The 15849-nt window shown below is 49.5% G+C and carries 16 protein-coding genes; 12 read left to right on the top strand and 4 right to left on the bottom strand.

The features are described 5' to 3' along the window. Positions 1-103 precede the first annotated feature (103 nt). On the top strand, positions 104-1144 hold the full coding sequence (locus FHS77_RS00780; RefSeq protein ID WP_184218583.1) for a dipeptidase: 1041 nt from the start codon (positions 104-106) through the stop codon (positions 1142-1144). 109 nt (positions 1145-1253) lie between these two features. On the opposite strand, the gene FHS77_RS00775 is transcribed toward FHS77_RS00780, so the two are convergent. The 4 genes from FHS77_RS00775 to FHS77_RS00760 form a co-directional block, all read right to left on the bottom strand. Beyond that, positions 1254-1676, bottom strand: coding sequence for an HIT family protein (locus FHS77_RS00775; RefSeq protein WP_184218580.1), 423 nt, complete (start codon positions 1674-1676; stop codon positions 1254-1256). A 15-nt stretch (positions 1677-1691) separates the two neighbouring features. Continuing rightward, positions 1692-2891: a GNAT family N-acetyltransferase gene (locus tag FHS77_RS00770; protein WP_184218577.1), complete on the bottom strand. Its 1200-nt coding sequence runs from the start codon at positions 2889-2891 to the stop codon at positions 1692-1694. 82 nt (positions 2892-2973) lie between these two features. Continuing rightward, positions 2974-3699: a glycerophosphodiester phosphodiesterase gene (locus FHS77_RS00765; protein ID WP_184218574.1), complete on the bottom strand. Its 726-nt coding sequence runs from the start codon at positions 3697-3699 to the stop codon at positions 2974-2976. Then, a complete protein-coding gene (locus tag FHS77_RS00760; RefSeq protein WP_184218571.1) occupies positions 3699-4163 on the bottom strand; it encodes a RidA family protein in 465 nt (154 codons plus the stop codon). The genes FHS77_RS00765 and FHS77_RS00760 overlap by 1 nt, the downstream gene beginning before the upstream one ends. A 255-nt stretch (positions 4164-4418) precedes the next feature. Here FHS77_RS00760 and FHS77_RS00755 point away from each other — a divergent pair, with 255 nt between their 5' ends. The 11 genes from FHS77_RS00755 (at position 4419) to fabZ (ending at position 15845) form a co-directional block, all read left to right on the top strand. Next, the gene (locus tag FHS77_RS00755; protein WP_246431198.1) at positions 4419-5219 is read left to right on the top strand and encodes a cell envelope integrity EipB family protein; all 801 of its coding nucleotides are present in this window, start codon (positions 4419-4421) and stop codon (positions 5217-5219) included. A 176-nt stretch (positions 5220-5395) separates the two neighbouring features. Next, positions 5396-6166: a 30S ribosomal protein S2 gene (gene rpsB / locus FHS77_RS00750; RefSeq protein ID WP_184218565.1), complete on the top strand. Its 771-nt coding sequence runs from the start codon at positions 5396-5398 to the stop codon at positions 6164-6166. 149 nt (positions 6167-6315) lie between these two features. After that, the gene (gene tsf / locus FHS77_RS00745; protein WP_184218563.1) at positions 6316-7239 is read left to right on the top strand and encodes a translation elongation factor Ts; all 924 of its coding nucleotides are present in this window, start codon (positions 6316-6318) and stop codon (positions 7237-7239) included. A 195-nt stretch (positions 7240-7434) separates the two neighbouring features. Next, entirely contained in the window at positions 7435-8157 is a 723-nt protein-coding gene (gene pyrH / locus FHS77_RS00740) for a UMP kinase (RefSeq protein ID WP_184219614.1), read from the top strand. Between the two features lie 49 nt (positions 8158-8206). Continuing rightward, positions 8207-8767 carry a ribosome recycling factor gene (gene frr, locus FHS77_RS00735; protein WP_184218560.1) on the top strand — a complete coding sequence of 187 codons (561 nt, stop codon included), beginning with the start codon at positions 8207-8209 and terminating at the stop codon, positions 8765-8767. Between the two features lie 60 nt (positions 8768-8827). Continuing rightward, positions 8828-9598, top strand: a complete 771-nt coding sequence (locus tag FHS77_RS00730) for an isoprenyl transferase (protein ID WP_184218557.1) — start codon at positions 8828-8830, stop codon at positions 9596-9598. 66 nt (positions 9599-9664) lie between these two features. After that, the gene (locus tag FHS77_RS00725) at positions 9665-10477 is read left to right on the top strand and encodes a phosphatidate cytidylyltransferase (protein WP_184218555.1); all 813 of its coding nucleotides are present in this window, start codon (positions 9665-9667) and stop codon (positions 10475-10477) included. A gap of 26 nt (positions 10478-10503) precedes the next feature. Further along, positions 10504-11643 carry an RIP metalloprotease RseP gene (gene rseP, locus FHS77_RS00720; protein WP_184218553.1) on the top strand — a complete coding sequence of 380 codons (1140 nt, stop codon included), beginning with the start codon at positions 10504-10506 and terminating at the stop codon, positions 11641-11643. Between the two features lie 241 nt (positions 11644-11884). Next, positions 11885-14272 (top strand): outer membrane protein assembly factor BamA, encoded by a 2388-nt coding sequence (bamA, locus tag FHS77_RS00715; protein ID WP_184218551.1) that lies wholly within the window; start codon positions 11885-11887, stop codon positions 14270-14272. 51 nt (positions 14273-14323) lie between these two features. Next, the gene (gene lpxD, locus FHS77_RS00710) at positions 14324-15379 is read left to right on the top strand and encodes a UDP-3-O-(3-hydroxymyristoyl)glucosamine N-acyltransferase (RefSeq protein ID WP_184218549.1); all 1056 of its coding nucleotides are present in this window, start codon (positions 14324-14326) and stop codon (positions 15377-15379) included. After that, positions 15372-15845, top strand: coding sequence for a 3-hydroxyacyl-ACP dehydratase FabZ (gene fabZ / locus FHS77_RS00705; RefSeq protein ID WP_184218547.1), 474 nt, complete (start codon positions 15372-15374; stop codon positions 15843-15845). Before lpxD ends, fabZ begins: the two co-directional genes overlap by 8 nt. Positions 15846-15849 lie beyond the last annotated feature (4 nt).

Below are 15849 nucleotides of genomic sequence, written 5' to 3'. Positions count from 1 at the left end.
ATATGCATAAAACGCATTGGCAATTTATGTCTAAGAGCGTAAGCCTTACATAGTGATAAGCTTCAAGCTTTAAATTCCAAGACTGATAAAGGCATATCTGGTTATGACAACAGCTCCGATTACCCCAGTTTTTGATGGCCATAACGATGTTTTACTGCGTTTGTGGACATCTGCTGAGCCGAATCCTGAGGCGCGTTTTATTAATGGTGAACCGGTTGGTCACATCGACCTGCCACGTTCAAAGACCGGTGGTCTGGCAGGTGGTTTGTGCGCTATTTATGTTCCAAGCCCGTCAAAAGAGCTGAATGCAGAAGGTAACTTCGAGACGCCTGCCCATAGCGATGCGCTGAACACAACATTGGCAATGGCGGCTTTGCTGACCCGAATCGAAATGGCTGCAAATGGCGGTTTCCGCGTTTGCCGTACGGCTTCCGACATTCGCCAGTCGATGGCAGATGGTGCTTTTGCTGCTGTTTTCCATATTGAAGGCGTTGAAGCGATCAGCGATGGTCTGGATGAGCTTTATGTGATGCATCAGGCTGGCCTACGCAGCCTTGGTCCGGTTTGGAGCCGCCCGAACATTTTTGCATATGGTGTGCCTTTCCGCTTCAATAGTTCGCCGGACATCGGTCCGGGCCTCACCGATGCGGGTAAGCGTCTGATCAAAGCTTGTAACGAGCTGAAAGTGATGATCGATCTTTCTCATATGAATGAGAAGGGCTTCTGGGATATTGCCAAGCTTTCCGATGCGCCGCTGGTGGCCTCGCACTCCAATGCGCATGGCGTTTGCCCGCATAGCCGCAATCTGACCGACAAGCAGATGGATGCGATCCGCGACACTGGTGGTCTGGCCGGTCTTAACTTCGGCGTTTCCTTCCTGCACAGCGAAGGCGTGCGAGACCTGAACCTGCCATTGTCAGAAATGATCCGTCACATTGATTATATGGTTGAGCGTATGGGTATTGATCATGTGGCACTTGGTTCCGACTTTGACGGCACCGCGATTTCAACAGAAATCGGCGATGCAACCGGTCTGCCAAAGCTGATCGATGCTCTGCGTGCGCATGGTTATGATCAGGAATCAATCAACAAGATTGCGCATGACAACTGGATCCGTGTGCTGGAACGCACTTGGGGCGCTTGATGGGGGCGCTTGATGGGGGCGCTTAATAGGCGCGCTTAATTGAGTTTAATCTTAAGATTATTCTCTTAAAGAAAACGCCGCTTTTGAAGCGGCGTTTTTTATTGTCCGTTTAAAGCTGTGCGCGTAGCTTTTCGGCATTGGCGGATAGTATTCCATTATCTTCCATCTTACCGCTATGTGGCTTCAGATCGATACCTTCATAGCGCGGGATAATATGGAAGTGCAGGTGATAAACAGTCTGGCCGGCGGCAGGTTCATTAAACTGCATGATGGTAATGCCGTCTGCTTCAAAGGCTGTCTTCGCAGCCTTTGCTACATGTTGTACGGCTTTCATCAGTGCGCTCAGTGTCTCAGGTGCAGCATCCAGCAGATTGCGTGAAGGGGTTTTCGGGATCACTAATGTGTGGCCGTTGCTTTGTGGCATCACATCCATAAATGCCAGAACATCATCATTTTCATAAACACGATGAGCCGGAATTTCACCGCGCAGGATTTTGGAAAAAATATTATTATCGTCATAGACGGCTGTCATCGGGCCTTCTCCGTTTTATGTGTCGAGTTCAGGTGTTTTACGAAAAGGCAGATGGTCTTGCAGCGACACAGCCATGCGCATCACGTCCTGACGCTCGGTATCAAGGTAATCTGCCACAGCATTACGCAAACCCTGATGGGTAATATAATGGGCGGAATGGGTGAGGACAGGCTGATAACCGCGCGCAATTTTATGATCACCTTGCGCGCCTGCTTCAACCTTGTCGAGCTTATGTTTGATCGCAAAATCAATGGCCTGATGATAGCAGACTTCAAAATGCAAAAACGGATGGTCTTCAATACAGCCCCAATGGCGGCCAAAGAGCGTATCGGAACCAATGAAATTAATCGCACCGGCAATATAGCGGCCATCGCGTTTTGCCATCACCAGCAAAATATCATCGGCCATGGTTTCGCCGATCATCGTGTAAAACTCACGGGTTAGGTAAGGGCGTCCCCATTTGCGGCTGCCGGTATCCATATAGAAAGCAAAGAACTGATCGAGCACGTCCCCGGTGATCTGTTCACCTTGCAGCCATTCAATCGTTATACCGTTGCTTAAAGCTTCCTTGCGTTCTTTTTTAATGAGTTTCCGCTTGCGCGAAGAAAGCTCGCTTAAAAAATCATCAAATTGCGAAAAGCCATTGTTTATAAAGTGAAATTGTAAGTCGTTTCTATGAAGAAAGCCTGCGGTTTCCAACGGTTTTATCTGTGTTTGATCCACAAAGGTGACATGGGCTGATGAGATGCCGAGCTGGTCGGTCAGCTGCTGAAGGCCGAGAGCCAATGCTTGTCTGATCGCGACAGGTTCATAGTCGCGGTTATGCAAAAGCCGAGAACCGGTGGCGGGTGTAAAGGGCACGCAAATTTGTAATTTTGGATAATAGCGGCCGCCTGCACGCTCATAGGCATCAGCCCAGCCATGATCGAAAACATATTCGCCCTGACTGTGGCTTTTCAAATAAGCAGGGACTGCGCCAAGTAAAATTCCGTCGGCTGTTTCAAGACGTAAATGATACGGCCGCCAGCCGGTGGCAGCGGTTGCGCTCTCAGATTTCTCGAGGGCGTTTAAAAAGTGATAGGACAGAAACGGATTATAATTTCCGTGTCCTTTGGAGGTGCCAGCAAGGGAAGACCATTCTTCGGCCGTGAATTCATCAAATTGTCTGACGACGCGGAGCTGAAATTCCGGGCTTTGATCTTCAACGTCCAACACCTTGCGGCAATCCTCCTCAAAGACTTTTCGGCTCGAAACGGATCGAGCCAGCGCTGGTGCTTGTCTGGTTTGTCAGGAATTATCAGGCAAGCTGCGCGCGCGGGTCGAACCCTTCAAAGGTAATCTGGTCGGCATTCAGGTCACTATGGGCTTTTGTTGCCTGATCTTTCACTGTCCATGTAATCACCGGCAAATGCAGTTTTTCACGTACGAAGCTGATGAACGGATTAGGCAATTCATGCACATGATAGGACACAAAATCGATGCCATGAGCGAGCATGGAAAAATGAGCTTCCATCGCTTCACGGTTCATGCCCTCAGCCGTCAGCCCTGCCGGAATGCCCGGTGCATCGGATGCAAACTGGCGGATGATGTGATGGTCAAAGGACATGATCGCAGCATGTCCCTGATAGTTTTCAAGTTCTTTGGCGGTCTTTTTAACCAGGCCGTCATCATGACCAGGTGTGCCCTTTACTTCGATAATAAGGGGCACACTGCCGTCAACGAGATCAAGCAGTTCCCGCAAAGACGGAATATGGTCTTGTGTGGTGCCGATGGTGAGCGCTTGTGCCTCTGCCAGCGTCAGGTCATAAATATGCCCGTCGCGCCCTGCGACCCGCTTGAGTGTTGAATCGTGAAACACGACAACTTCACCGTCTTTGGTGAGGTGAACATCACATTCAATGGCAAAACCCTGTTTAACGGCTGCTTGTGCAGCTGAAAGCGAGTTTTCCCAGCAATCATGGTTCAAGTCGTGCAAACCACGATGTGCAATAGGGGTTGCAGTTAACCAACGGGCAAATGACATCAGGCGACCTCAAAAATCGCTTCTACTTCCACAGGTGCATTAAACGGCAGGGATGCTACACCAACAGCGGAGCGGGCATGCTTACCGGCGTCGCCAAGAACATTGACGAGGAAATCCGATGCGCCGTTGCCGACAACGTGCTGTTCAGTGAAGCCTGGTGCGGAAGCCACAAAAATTGTGATTTTCACCAGACGCTTAATGCGGTTCAAATCGCCGAGCGCTGCTTTGGCCTGTGCCAGAACCTGAATGGCGCACTGACGTGCGGTTTCCTGACCCTTGGCAATGTCGATTTCAGCGCCCAGAAGGCCGGTATGGATCAGTTTGCCCTGATCCATCGGCAGTTGGCCGGAGGTGAACAATAACTGGCCTGCCTGCATATAAGGCAAGTAATTTGCGGCCGGTGCTGCGGAGGCTGGAATGGTAACACCCAAAGCGGCAAGACGGCTATCAATTGTATCAGTCATATTCAGATCCTTAATTCTTTTAGTGTTGTGTCGTGCAATTATAACAGTGGCAAGACAGAATCGGTGGAAATTATCGCAAGGTTGCGACTTTTGTCTCGATTCCGCCACGAGTTTTTTTATCATACTGCTTCTGCAGGGAGATATAGCATGCATTTTATTAAAAAGGCCATTTGCCAAACCGGGTTGCAGGCAGCGTTCTGCTTAGGGCGGCGGCCTTTATTTTCAGGCTCGCTGGCTGGTATTTCCGGCGGTTTGATGGTTGCCGTTTTTGCATTGGAAGTTGTGCCGGCGATAGCCGCACCTTCAGTGATGTTGGCGCCGCATCGTGCTGTTTATGATCTCCAGCTTGATAAAGCGGATGATAAGACGGGCATTAGCGGATTGAAAGGCCGTATGGTCTATGAGTTTAATGGCTCAGCCTGCGAAGGCTATACGACCAATTTCCGTTTTGTGACGCAGGTTGATATGGAAGAGCAGCCGCAACGGCTGACTGATCAGCAGACCACAACTTTTGAAGCGGCCGACGGTCAAGAGTTCAGTTTCGTCAACAAAACCTTTGTGGATAAGGATCTGATCAAAGAAGTGCGCGGCAAAGCGGAGCTGCAAGCTAAAAATCTGCAAGTCAAGCTCAGCCATCCGGAAAAAGCTGATATAGAGCTGTCGAAAACCAACTTTCCGACCAAGCATCTGACCGAAATTATTGGTAAGGCGGAAAAGGGCGAGAAATTTTATCAGACGACCATTTTTGATGGTTCGGAGGATGCAAACCGAGTTGTCGCTATCACTGTAATGCTTGGTAAAGAGCAGGCCGTCAAAGATGATGAATACAAATCTTTGGGCGAGATGAGTAACGATAAATTCTGGCCGGTCACGATTGCTTATTTTGATGATAAGGAAAATCAGGACGGTATGCCGATCTACCGTATCAATTTCAAATTGTACCGAAATGGTGTGACGCGCGATCTGTTTATGGATTACGGCGATTTTTCCATGCGTGGCAAATTGGTTAAGCTCGATCTTTATAAAGGTCAGCCTGCGGATGAACAGTGTAGTTAAGATCATAATTGGTATGAATATACGGCCAGGGGTTGCATTTCTGTCTGTCATCCGTTAAGTGCCGGATCATTCCACACACGGGCTAGTGGTTAATATCGGGAGAAATCCGATATGACCTCCGGTGGCGGTTCTCCCGCCTCTGTCCGTGGAGGTTAAACCGGAAAAGGAAAATTGAAATGGCATTGCCTGAATTCAGCATGCGCCAGCTTCTTGAAGCTGGTATCCACTTTGGTCACCAGACACACCGCTGGAACCCAAAGATGGCTCCGTACATCTATGGTTCCCGCAACAACATCCACATCATGGATTTGGCTCAGACCGTTCCTCTGCTGCACAATGCGCTGAAGGTTGTATCTGACACTGTTGCACGTGGCGGCCGCGTTCTGTTCGTTGGCACCAAGCGTCAGGCTTCTGACATTGTTGCTGATGCTGCAAACCGTTCAGCTCAGTATTATGTCAATGCACGCTGGCTCGGCGGCATGATGACCAACTGGAAAACCATCTCCAACTCCATTCAGCGTCTGCGTAAGCTGGACGAACTGTTGGCTGGCGATGCACAGGGCTACTCCAAGAAGGAACGCCTGAACCTGGAACGCGAACGTGAAAAACTCGATCGTGCACTGGGTGGTATCAAGGACATGGGTTCTGTTCCTGACCTGATGTTCATCATCGACACCAACAAAGAATCAATTGCTATTCAGGAAGCCAAGCGTCTTGGTATCCCTGTTGTTGCAGTTATCGATTCTAACTGTGATCCAGACCAGATCGATTTCCCGATCCCAGGTAACGATGATGCTGCACGCGCAATCTCGCTTTATTGCGATCTGATCGCCCGCGCTGCAATCGACGGTATTGCCCGTCAGCAGGGTGCACTCGGCATTGATATCGGCGCTCAGGTTGAAGCTCCGGTTGAGCCAGCACTTGAAGCTCCGGCAGAAGGCGCATAAGCGCTGTTATAATTCATCCACCCGTTACAAAGCGGGTGGATAATTAGTTTCGTTCCTCTGTGATTAATGCTCCCGGGTATTTAGTCATATGGGGGTCTAAAGTTGGCACACCCTTTGGTGTGCCTTCGCTTTCATGAAAGGCGACAATTATGAGCGTTTCCGCATCACAGGTAAAACAGCTGCGCGATCTTACCGGCGCAGGCATGATGGATTGTAAAGCAGCATTGGCTGAAACCAATGGCGACATTGATGCCGCTGTTGACTGGCTGCGTGCAAAAGGTATTGCAAAGGCTGACAAGAAAGCCGGCCGTACCGCTGCTGAAGGTCTTATTGCGGTTGCTGCAGATGGCAACAAAGCAGTTGTAGTTGAAGTTAACTCCGAAACAGACTTCGTTGCACGTAACGATGCCTTCCAGGAAATCGTTCGCAATGTTGCTCAGGTTGCTTTGGCAACTGACGGTTCGACCGAAGCTGTTGCTGCTGCCACCTATCCTGGCGCAGAAAAGAACGTAACCGAAGTTATTAAGGACGCTGTTGGCACCATCGGTGAAAACATGAGCTTCCGTCGCTCGGCTGCTCTGAGCGTTAACAACGGTACTGTTGCAACCTACATCCATAACGGCGTTTCCGATGGTCTCGGCAAAATGGGCGTTCTGGTAGCTATCGAAACCGACGGTGACAAAGAAGCTGCAAACGCATTCGGCCGTCAGGTTGCTATGCACGTTGCTGCGATCAACCCGCTGGCGCTGACCAACGAAGAAGTTGATGCCACTGCTGTTGAGCGCGAAAAAGCAATCTTCATCGAACAGGCTCGCGAATCGGGCAAGCCGGACGCAATCATCGAAAAGATGATTGATGGCCGTATGCGCAAGTTCTACGAAGAAGTTGTTCTTCTGTCCCAGTCTTTCGTTATCAATCCTGACCTGACTGTTGCTGCAGCTCTTAAAGAAGCTGAAAAGACAATCGGCGCTCCTGCAAAAATTACTGCATTTGTACGTTTTGCACTTGGCGAAGGCATTGAAAAAGAAGAAACAGATTTTGCAGCTGAAGTTGCTGCCGCTGTTAAGAGCTAATTCTTAGATCTGAATAGCTTTATCGGGCTGATATCAGTTGTTTTATCTTTATCCCGCGCTTAAGTGTGGGTTTAGAAAAAATATACTGGCTTATGCTCGAAAAGCTTTTGATTATGGAGGGCATCGCGTGACAACGCGGTGCCCTTCGTGTATCGAACATCTGAAATTCATATGACCGTAACACAAGAGGGTATCATGACCGGAAAGCCTTTATATAAACGCATCATTTTAAAAGCATCCGGTGAAGCTTTAATGGGAGCGCAGGGCTTTGGTATTGATGTGTCGGTTGCGGATCGTATTGCAAGCGACGTCAAGCAAGCCCGCGAACTGGGTGTCGAAGTTGGTATAGTCATCGGCGGCGGTAATATTTTCCGCGGTGTTGCTGTGGCTTCAAAAGGTGGTGATCGTATTACCGGTGACCATATGGGGATGCTGGCGACGGTCATTAATTCACTGGCATTGCGCACGTCACTCAATAAAGCAGGTGTGGAAGCCGTAGTTTTATCGGCTATTGCCATGCCGGAAATTTGCGAAAGTTTCACCCAGCGCAAAGCCACCGCTTATATGAATGCGGGCAAAGTGGTGATTTTTGCCGGTGGCACAGGTAATCCGTTCTTTACGACTGATTCTGCTGCAGCCTTGCGCGCAGCTGAAGTCGGTGCGGATGCTCTGTTGAAGGGCACGCAGGTGGATGGCATTTATTCGGCTGATCCGAAGAAAGACCCGAATGCTACCCGTTTTGACCGTTTGACTCATAAGGAAGTGCTTGATCGCGGCTTGGCTGTGATGGATACCGCTGCGGTTGCACTTGCACGTGAGAACAACATTCCGATAATAGTTTATTCGATCCATGAAAATGGCGGTTTGGCTGATATTCTGCAAGGTAAAGGACGCAGCACCATCGTGACGGATTCTTGACGTCTGCGCTGCCTGAACTTTAAATCTTCGCACCCTAAGGAGAAAATCTATGAGCGATGTTTTTGACATCAACGACCTGAAGCGCCGTATGGACGGTGCGATCTCTTCGTTTAAACATGACTTAGGTGGTTTGCGTACCGGTCGTGCATCTGCAAGCTTGCTGGAGCCTATCGTTGTACAGGCTTACGGTTCAAGCATGCCGATCAATCAGGTTGCTAATATCACTGTGCCGGAACCACGCATGCTTGCGGTTTCTGTTTGGGATAAAACGATGGTTGGTGCTGTTGAGCGCGCGATCCGCGAATCCGGCCTTGGTCTGAACCCGATCACCGACGGTACAAACCTGCGTATTCCTCTGCCGGAACTGAACGAACAGCGCCGTAAAGAATTGGTGAAAATTGCCAACCAATATGCTGAACAGGCACGCGTTGCTGCGCGTCACGTTCGTCGTGATGGTATGGATCAGCTTAAGAAACTGGAAAAAGACAGCCTGATGAGTCAGGATGACAGCCGTGTTATGTCTGACAAGGTTCAGAAATTTACCGACGAAACCATTGCCGAGATCGATAAATTGTTCGCGGCTAAAGAAGTGGAAATCATGCAGGTTTAAACCTTTACAGGTTTTGCATGATTTTTTGGCTCTGCGTAGATTGAAGAGGTAGCTGCACGCATGTCGGATCCGCGCCATATCGCCATCATTATGGATGGAAACGGTCGTTGGGCAACTGCGCGCGGGCTGCCTCGCAGTGCGGGGCATCGGGCTGGCGTTGAAAGTCTGCGTGCCATTGTGCATCATGCAGGTGTAACCGGTCTTGAATGGCTGACATTTTTTGCGTTTTCGTCTGAAAACTGGTCGCGGCCTGATGGTGAAGTGCGTGAGCTTCTTGCGTTGTTGAAAATGTTTATCCGCCGGGATCTGGCGGATTTGCATCGTAAAAATGTGCATATCAGCGTGATTGGCGAGCGTGACAACCTGTCTGCGGATGTGCGCGGTCTTTTGGTGGAAGCGGAAACTCTGACGCGCGCTAATACCGGCCTTAATCTGGTGATTGCCTTTAATTATGGCGCGCGTGACGAACTCACCCGAGCGATGCGCCGTCTTGCGATTGATGTGGCGGCGGGCCGCCTCGATCCGCAATCGATTTCGGCTGATCTGATATCCGCCAATCTTGATACATCCGGCATGCCGGATCCCGATCTCATCATTCGCACAAGCGGGGAGATGCGGCTTTCAAACTTCCTGCTTTGGCAAGCAGCCTATGCGGAATTTTTATTTGTGCCGTGTATGTGGCCTGATTTTACCCCGGCCGTTTTTGAGGAGGCGATTGAGGCTTATCGCAGTCGTGATCGTCGTTTTGGTGGGGTTAATTCCAAGCAGTGCTGTAAAGAGAGCCCTGAATTGCTGGCTGTTGCAACTGCGTCCGACGGCGTTGCATCCTGAGATTTATAACAAGTAGCCTGCCTTTGGGCACTTGGCAGATAATAAAAATGAGGCCGAGAGGTGAATATGTCAAATCTTCAAACCCGCATCCTGACGGCGATTGTGCTTGGCACTTTAACTCTGTGGCTGACATATGCTGGCGGACTTGGCTTTAGTTTACTGATGATCGCCATGGGATTGGCGATTTTTTATGAGTGGACGACTTTAAGTGCGTCCCGCCAGAGCGCATTGACCAAAATTCTTGGATGGTTGTGGCTGGCGGGTACTTTTGCTTTGTTGATCTGGGACAAAAACGCGCTTTGGACGATTGGTTTCTTAATCATCGGCTTTGTTGTGTTGCTGGTACTGGGCTGGAAATCTGGCAAAGCGTGGCCAGCTATTGGTCTTATTTATGCGGGCTTCCCGACAATATCTCTTACGCTTTTGCGCGGTGACGAGCCGTTTGGTTTTACCGCCATTATCTTTTTGTTTGCGATCGTCTGGTCAACGGATATCGCAGCCTATTTCACTGGCCGTTCATTGGGCGGGCCAAAGCTTGCGCCAAAATTTTCACCGAATAAAACCTGGTCAGGTGCTATCGGTGGTGTCGCTGCGGCCGTTGCAGGTGCCATTTTTGTGGCCTCTCTTGTGGCGGAGCCTGGCAGTTTCATTGTGCCGTTGCTGGCTGTTATGTTGTCGATTGTCTCGCAGATTGGTGATCTGGGCGAATCTTGGGTCAAGCGTCAGTTTGGCGCCAAAGATTCCGGCTGGCTGTTGCCCGGACATGGTGGCGTGATGGATCGTGTTGACGGCCTTATTGCTGCCGGTGCATTGCTTTATATTATCGGCGCCGTACTGGCAGAGCCGGATGTACCGTCCGCTATATTCTTTAATCTTTAAACCTGTCCCCCGTCAGGAGTTTTGTTTTGTCCGATATTCTGTCGCAGCTTTTTGGAAGCAATAGTTTGCTGTTGGGAACGCTCATTCCGTTTGTCTTTGTTCTCAGTGTGGTCGTTTTTGTGCACGAGATGGGGCATTATCTGGTCGGGCGTTGGTGCGGTATTGGGGTGCAGGCTTTCTCGATCGGCTTTGGCCCAGAGCTGATTGGCTATACAGCTAAGTCCGGCACACGCTGGAAACTCTCGGCGATCCCGCTTGGCGGCTATGTCAAATTTGCCGGTGACGAGAGTGTGACGAGTTCGCCTGTTGGCGTTGATCATGCTCAAATGAGTGAAGAATATCGCAAAACCGCTTTTCATACCCAGCCGGTCTGGAAGCGTGCGGCAACGGTTTTTGCGGGGCCTGCATTTAATATTCTGCTGACAATCGCTATTTTGAGTGTGTTTTTCAACATGTATGGCCGCACCATCGCTGATCCTTTGGTTGCGGAAGTAACCATTGGCAGTCCTGCGGAGGCGGCGGGCTTTAAGGCTGGTGATCGCTTTATCAGTGTTGAAGGCTCAAAAGTCACGACCTTTGCCGATGTGCAGCGCATCGTATCAGGGCGCACAGGCGATGCTCTCAAATTTGTCGTTGAGCGTGGCGGTCGTGAAGTTGAACTGGAAGCAACACCGGTTGCATCGGAGCAGACAGACCCGCTGGGTAACCAGATCAAAATTGGTGTCATTGGTGTAAAAACCACCAATGAAGTTGCTCAGTTTCGCCGTATAGAATACGGGCCGCTAGAATCAGTTGGTCAGGCTGTCAAAGAAACCGGCCATATTATCAGCCGTACCGGTGAGTTTTTCTCGCGGTTCTTTGCCGGACGGGAAGATAAATGCCAGCTTGGCGGGCCTGTGAAAATTGCCAATATGGCAGGTCAGGCTGCAAGTTTAGGTTTTGAATGGCTTGTTCAGTTAACTGCAATGCTCTCAATCGGCATTGGTTTGCTCAATTTATTCCCTTTGCCACCATTGGATGGCGGGCATTTGGTATTTTATGCGGCAGAAGCGGTTTTGGGAAAGCCGGTGCCTGAAAAAGTGCAGGAGCTTTTTTATAAAGCCGGGTTTTTATTGGTTATGGGCTTTATGGCTTTTGTACTTTTCAACGATGTTTTTGCCTGCTAACAGTAAAATTGAATTTTGGCGTCGATAAGGCGTGAATTAAGAGGCGTTGGACTGGATAAGTAATATAATTTGTTTACCATAATCATGGATTCGCGTGGCATGTCTGCCACTGTGGCCGACGAAGTAAACAGATTTTAACCGTCGTACTTGCTTGTATGTAAAAACAAGGTATGACGTTAAGTATGTGCATTTTCTGGGAAACGCGCCCGGGGATAGAAATAAACGAAGGTTTTGAAAGCCCATGACGGCAAGTTCTAAATTGTTTGGCGCCGCATCTGCGATCGCCATGTCCGTGGCTCTGGCAGCCTCTGGCTCTGCGGTTGTGACACTGGCATCGGTTGCAAGTGCTCAGGCAGCTGTTGCCAGCCGTATTGATGTTCGCGGCAATCAGCGCGTAGACGCGCAGACCATCCGTGACAATGTCAATATCCGTCCGGGCAAAGCTTACACCAGTGCAGATGTGGACGAGGCTGTGAAGCGCCTGTTCGCCATGGGGTTATTCTCCGATGTGAGAATCACTCAGTCCGGTGGCGCTCTGGTTGTTCACGTCAGCGAATATGCGGTCGTTAACAATGTTCTCTTCCAGGGTAACAAAAAGGTCAAAGATGCGCAGCTGGAACGTGCCGTTCAGTTGAAGCCGCGCAGTGCCTTTGATCCTTCCACTATGGAAGCGGACAAAGAAGCAATTAAAGCTGCTTACGGTCATGTGGGTCGTAATGATGTGACTGTCAGCGCCAAGACAGTTGATTTGGGTAGCGGTCGCGTCAATGTCGTTTACGAAATTGGTGAAGGTACCCGTACCAAAATTACCGCGATCAACTTTGTTGGTAATAATGCTTATGGTGAGCGCCGCTTGCGTGACATTATCTCGACTAAGAAGTCGAATCCGATGTCATGGCTGACCCGTAGCGATATTTATGATGAAGGTCGCTTGCAGGCTGATGAAGAAGCGTTGCGTCGCTTCTACTTCAACCGTGGATATGCGGATTTCCGTGTTTTGTCATCGGAAGCTGTGCTGGATGAAGCAACCAATCAATACACCATTACAATTAACATTGATGAAGGTCAGCGTTATACATTTGGTGATGTGCAGGTTGAAAGCACCGTTGATGGTGTTGACCCTGAGGCGCTCAACGGTCTGATCGCATCGCGTTCAGGGCGTAACTATAGCGCTAAAGACATCGAAAAAACTGTTGAATCGATTACAGATCGCGTTGCAAGCAGTGGTTATGCCTTTGCTAAGGTCGAGCCGCGCGGTGATCGTAATTTTGAAAATCATACAATTTCGGTTGTTTATAATGTTGAGCAGGGGCCTCGCGCTTATGTAGAGCGTATCGAGATCCGTGGTAACGATAAAACCCGTGATTATGTTATCCGTCGTGAATTTGATCTGAATGAAGGCGATGCTTTCAATCAGGCGATGATTCAGCGTGCGAAGCGCCGTCTTGAAGCTCTGGATTTCTTCCAGACTGTCAATATTTCAACCGCACCGGGTTCTGAAGGTGATCAGGTTGTTTTGATTGTTGATGTGGTTGAGAAGTCGACCGGTGAGTTCTCTATCGGTGCCGGTTATTCCACCGGTGGCGGTACTCCGGGTGCTTCTGTTGAAGGTTCCGTAACCGAGCGTAACTTCCTTGGTCGTGGTCAGTATATCCGCTTTGGTGCGGGCGCTGGTCAGAACGATATGCGTAACTACAGCTTCTCGTTCACCGAGCCTTACTTCCTCGGTAACCGTATCTCTGCCGGTTTCGATGTTTTCCGTCGTAGCCACAACGTTAATAAGGATTATGACGTAACACAGACAGGTGGCTCGATCCGTTTTGGCCTGCCTGTGACTGACAATTTCTCCGCCGGTATTTCCTATAATCTGGTTCAGGAAAAGTATGATCTTAACTTGAGCAAGTTGAATGCCGGAGAAGATCCTAATAAGAAAACTGATTTAGAAAAGCATTGGGCGCCTGCATTAGTAGATGCTGCGGATAAGAGTCCATGGATTCGTTCATCGATCAGTTATTCGCTGATTTATGATAGCATTGATAATAAGCAAAATCCGCATGATGGTGTTTTTGCGCGCTTCACGCAGGAGTTTGCAGGTCTTGGGGGCGATGCCAAATTCCTGAAAACAACTGCTGATGTGAAATATTATCAGACCCTTGCTGATGAAGCTGATCTGGTTGGTATGATCAATCTGGGCGGCGGTTATATACACGCATTCAATAAAGACGGCGTTCGTATGTTTGACCTGTTCAAGAATGATCAGGACATGATCCGTGGCTTCAAGTATAACTCCATGGGACCTTATCAGGATGCGAATGGTGGCAATGGTGAGCGCTACTGGATGGGTGGTACAACCTTCTTCAAGGCCACAGCTGAATTGCAGTTCCCGATGCCGGTTGTTCCTGAAAGCTTTGGTATCCGTGGTGCCTTGTTCGCTGATGCAGCTATGCTCTATGGTACAAAAGAGGATAACGTACAGGGCGACGACAAGAAACTTCGCTCTTCCGTTGGTCTGAGTATTATGTGGGCTTCACCATTTGGTCCGTTGCGCTTCGACTACGCTGTACCGACGTCAAAAGCATCTACGGATAAAGTACAGAACTTCAATTTTGGTATTTCGAGCAAGTTCTGATCGATTTGCCTTCTCCCGGAACCATATGGAACCGGGAGAGAAAGTGTTTTGATGGCAGATCCTGTTTTCTTCCCGCTTGATCGTCCGGTAACTATTGCCGACGCTGTTGAATTAACCGGTGCCAAACTGCATAATACGCAGTTGGCATCGCGTTTTTTTGTACGCCTGACATCGATCGATAGTGCGACAGCGGATGCGGTCGTATTTGCTGAAGGGCGAAAAAATGCTCCTCAGTTGAAAGATTTGAATGCTGCCGGCGTGTTTTGCACTGAGGATATGGTGGCTGATGTGCCTGCTGGTGTGGCGGCGCTTGTTACCAGACATCCGCACCGTGCTTTTGCACAACTTGGCCGCAAGCTTTTTCCGGCATCTGCATTTCCTGAGCCATGGATGGGTGAGGCGGGGATTTCTGCTTATGCCAATATTCATCCCACAGCGATTATTGAAGACGGTGCCACTGTTGAGGCAGGCGCTGCTATTGGTAAAGGTGTGACTATTGGTTCCGGAACACGCATTTGTGCAAATGCGGTGATCGGTGCGAATTGTCAGATTGGTCGCAACAGTTATATAGCCCCGCATGTTTCTGTGCAGCATTCCTTTATCGGCAATCATGTGATGTTGCATCCGGGTGTGCGCGTGGGGCAGGATGGTTTCGGTTATCTGCCAGGTCCCGCCGGTCTTGAAAAAGTGCCGCAACTTGGCCGAGTGATTATTCAGGATCATGTGGAAGTGGGTGCCAATACAACGATTGATCGTGGCGCTTTGAGCGATACGATTATTGGTGAGGGCACAAAAATCGATAATTTGGTGCAGATCGCCCATAACGTAAAAATAGGACGTTACTGTATTGTTGCAGCGCATAGCGGGATTTCCGGCAGCGTGACAATCGGTGATATGACCATGCTGGGCGGCCGTGTTGGCCTGGCAGACCATCTGACTATCGGATCAAATGTGCAGATCGCTGCCGCAAGTGGTGTGATGCGCGATATTCCGGATGGAGAGAAATGGGGCGGTTTTCCTGCCCGACCTATCAAGCAGTGGTTCCGCGAAGTGGCAACCCTGCGCAGCTTTGGACAACCTAAGAAGGAGCAATCCTCTGATGACTGAGATCAACGAGGTTAAGCTTGAAGCGGCAGATATTCACCAAGTTTTGAATGCTCTGCCGCATCGTTATCCGTTTTTGATGATTGATCGCATTATTAATATCAACGGTGACCAGTCGGCTACCGGTGTTAAAAATGTGACCATTAATGAACCGCATTTTATGGGGCACTTCCCAGAAAAGCCGGTAATGCCGGGCGTTTTGATCATTGAAGCAATGGCACAGACCGCAGGAGCAATCGTTGTTCTTGCTAATGGTCAGGGGCGTCCTGGTCTGGTTTATTTCATGACCATCGACAATGCCAAGTTCCGCAAGCCTGTAGTTCCGGGCGATCAACTTTTATTGCACGTCAACAAGTTGAAACAACGTGGCAACATCTCCAGATATCAGTGTGTTGCAGAAGTTGACGGAGTCAAAGTTGCAGAAGCAGAAGTTTCTGCAATGACCCATGTCCCAGAAGGGAAAGAGTAATTCA

This window comes from Paenochrobactrum gallinarii (genome assembly GCF_014205685.1).
GTDB lineage: Bacteria > Pseudomonadota > Alphaproteobacteria > Rhizobiales > Rhizobiaceae > Paenochrobactrum > Paenochrobactrum gallinarii.
Note: the sequence above shows the minus strand (reverse complement) of the source record. Positions and strands in the feature narration are given on the sequence as shown.

Bases quoted from the DNA above. Each gene is read 5' to 3' on its own strand.
- FHS77_RS00780 (WP_184218583.1), top strand. From the start codon at position 104: ATGACAACAGCTCCGATTACCCCAGTTTTTGATGGCCATAACGATGTT.
- FHS77_RS00775 (WP_184218580.1), bottom strand. From the start codon at position 1,676: ATGACAGCCGTCTATGACGATAATAATATTTTTTCCAAAATCCTGCGC.
- FHS77_RS00765 (WP_184218574.1), bottom strand. From the start codon at position 3,699: ATGTCATTTGCCCGTTGGTTAACTGCAACCCCTATTGCACATCGTGGT.
- FHS77_RS00760 (WP_184218571.1), bottom strand. From the start codon at position 4,163: ATGACTGATACAATTGATAGCCGTCTTGCCGCTTTGGGTGTTACCATT.
- FHS77_RS00755 (WP_246431198.1), top strand. From the start codon at position 4,419: ATGGTTGCCGTTTTTGCATTGGAAGTTGTGCCGGCGATAGCCGCACCT.
- rpsB (WP_184218565.1), top strand. From the start codon at position 5,396: ATGGCATTGCCTGAATTCAGCATGCGCCAGCTTCTTGAAGCTGGTATC.
- tsf (WP_184218563.1), top strand. From the start codon at position 6,316: ATGAGCGTTTCCGCATCACAGGTAAAACAGCTGCGCGATCTTACCGGC.
- pyrH (WP_184219614.1), top strand. From the start codon at position 7,435: ATGACCGGAAAGCCTTTATATAAACGCATCATTTTAAAAGCATCCGGT.
- frr (WP_184218560.1), top strand. From the start codon at position 8,207: ATGAGCGATGTTTTTGACATCAACGACCTGAAGCGCCGTATGGACGGT.
- FHS77_RS00730 (WP_184218557.1), top strand. From the start codon at position 8,828: ATGTCGGATCCGCGCCATATCGCCATCATTATGGATGGAAACGGTCGT.
- FHS77_RS00725 (WP_184218555.1), top strand. From the start codon at position 9,665: ATGTCAAATCTTCAAACCCGCATCCTGACGGCGATTGTGCTTGGCACT.
- bamA (WP_184218551.1), top strand. From the start codon at position 11,885: ATGACGGCAAGTTCTAAATTGTTTGGCGCCGCATCTGCGATCGCCATG.
- lpxD (WP_184218549.1), top strand. From the start codon at position 14,324: ATGGCAGATCCTGTTTTCTTCCCGCTTGATCGTCCGGTAACTATTGCC.
- fabZ (WP_184218547.1), top strand. From the start codon at position 15,372: ATGACTGAGATCAACGAGGTTAAGCTTGAAGCGGCAGATATTCACCAA.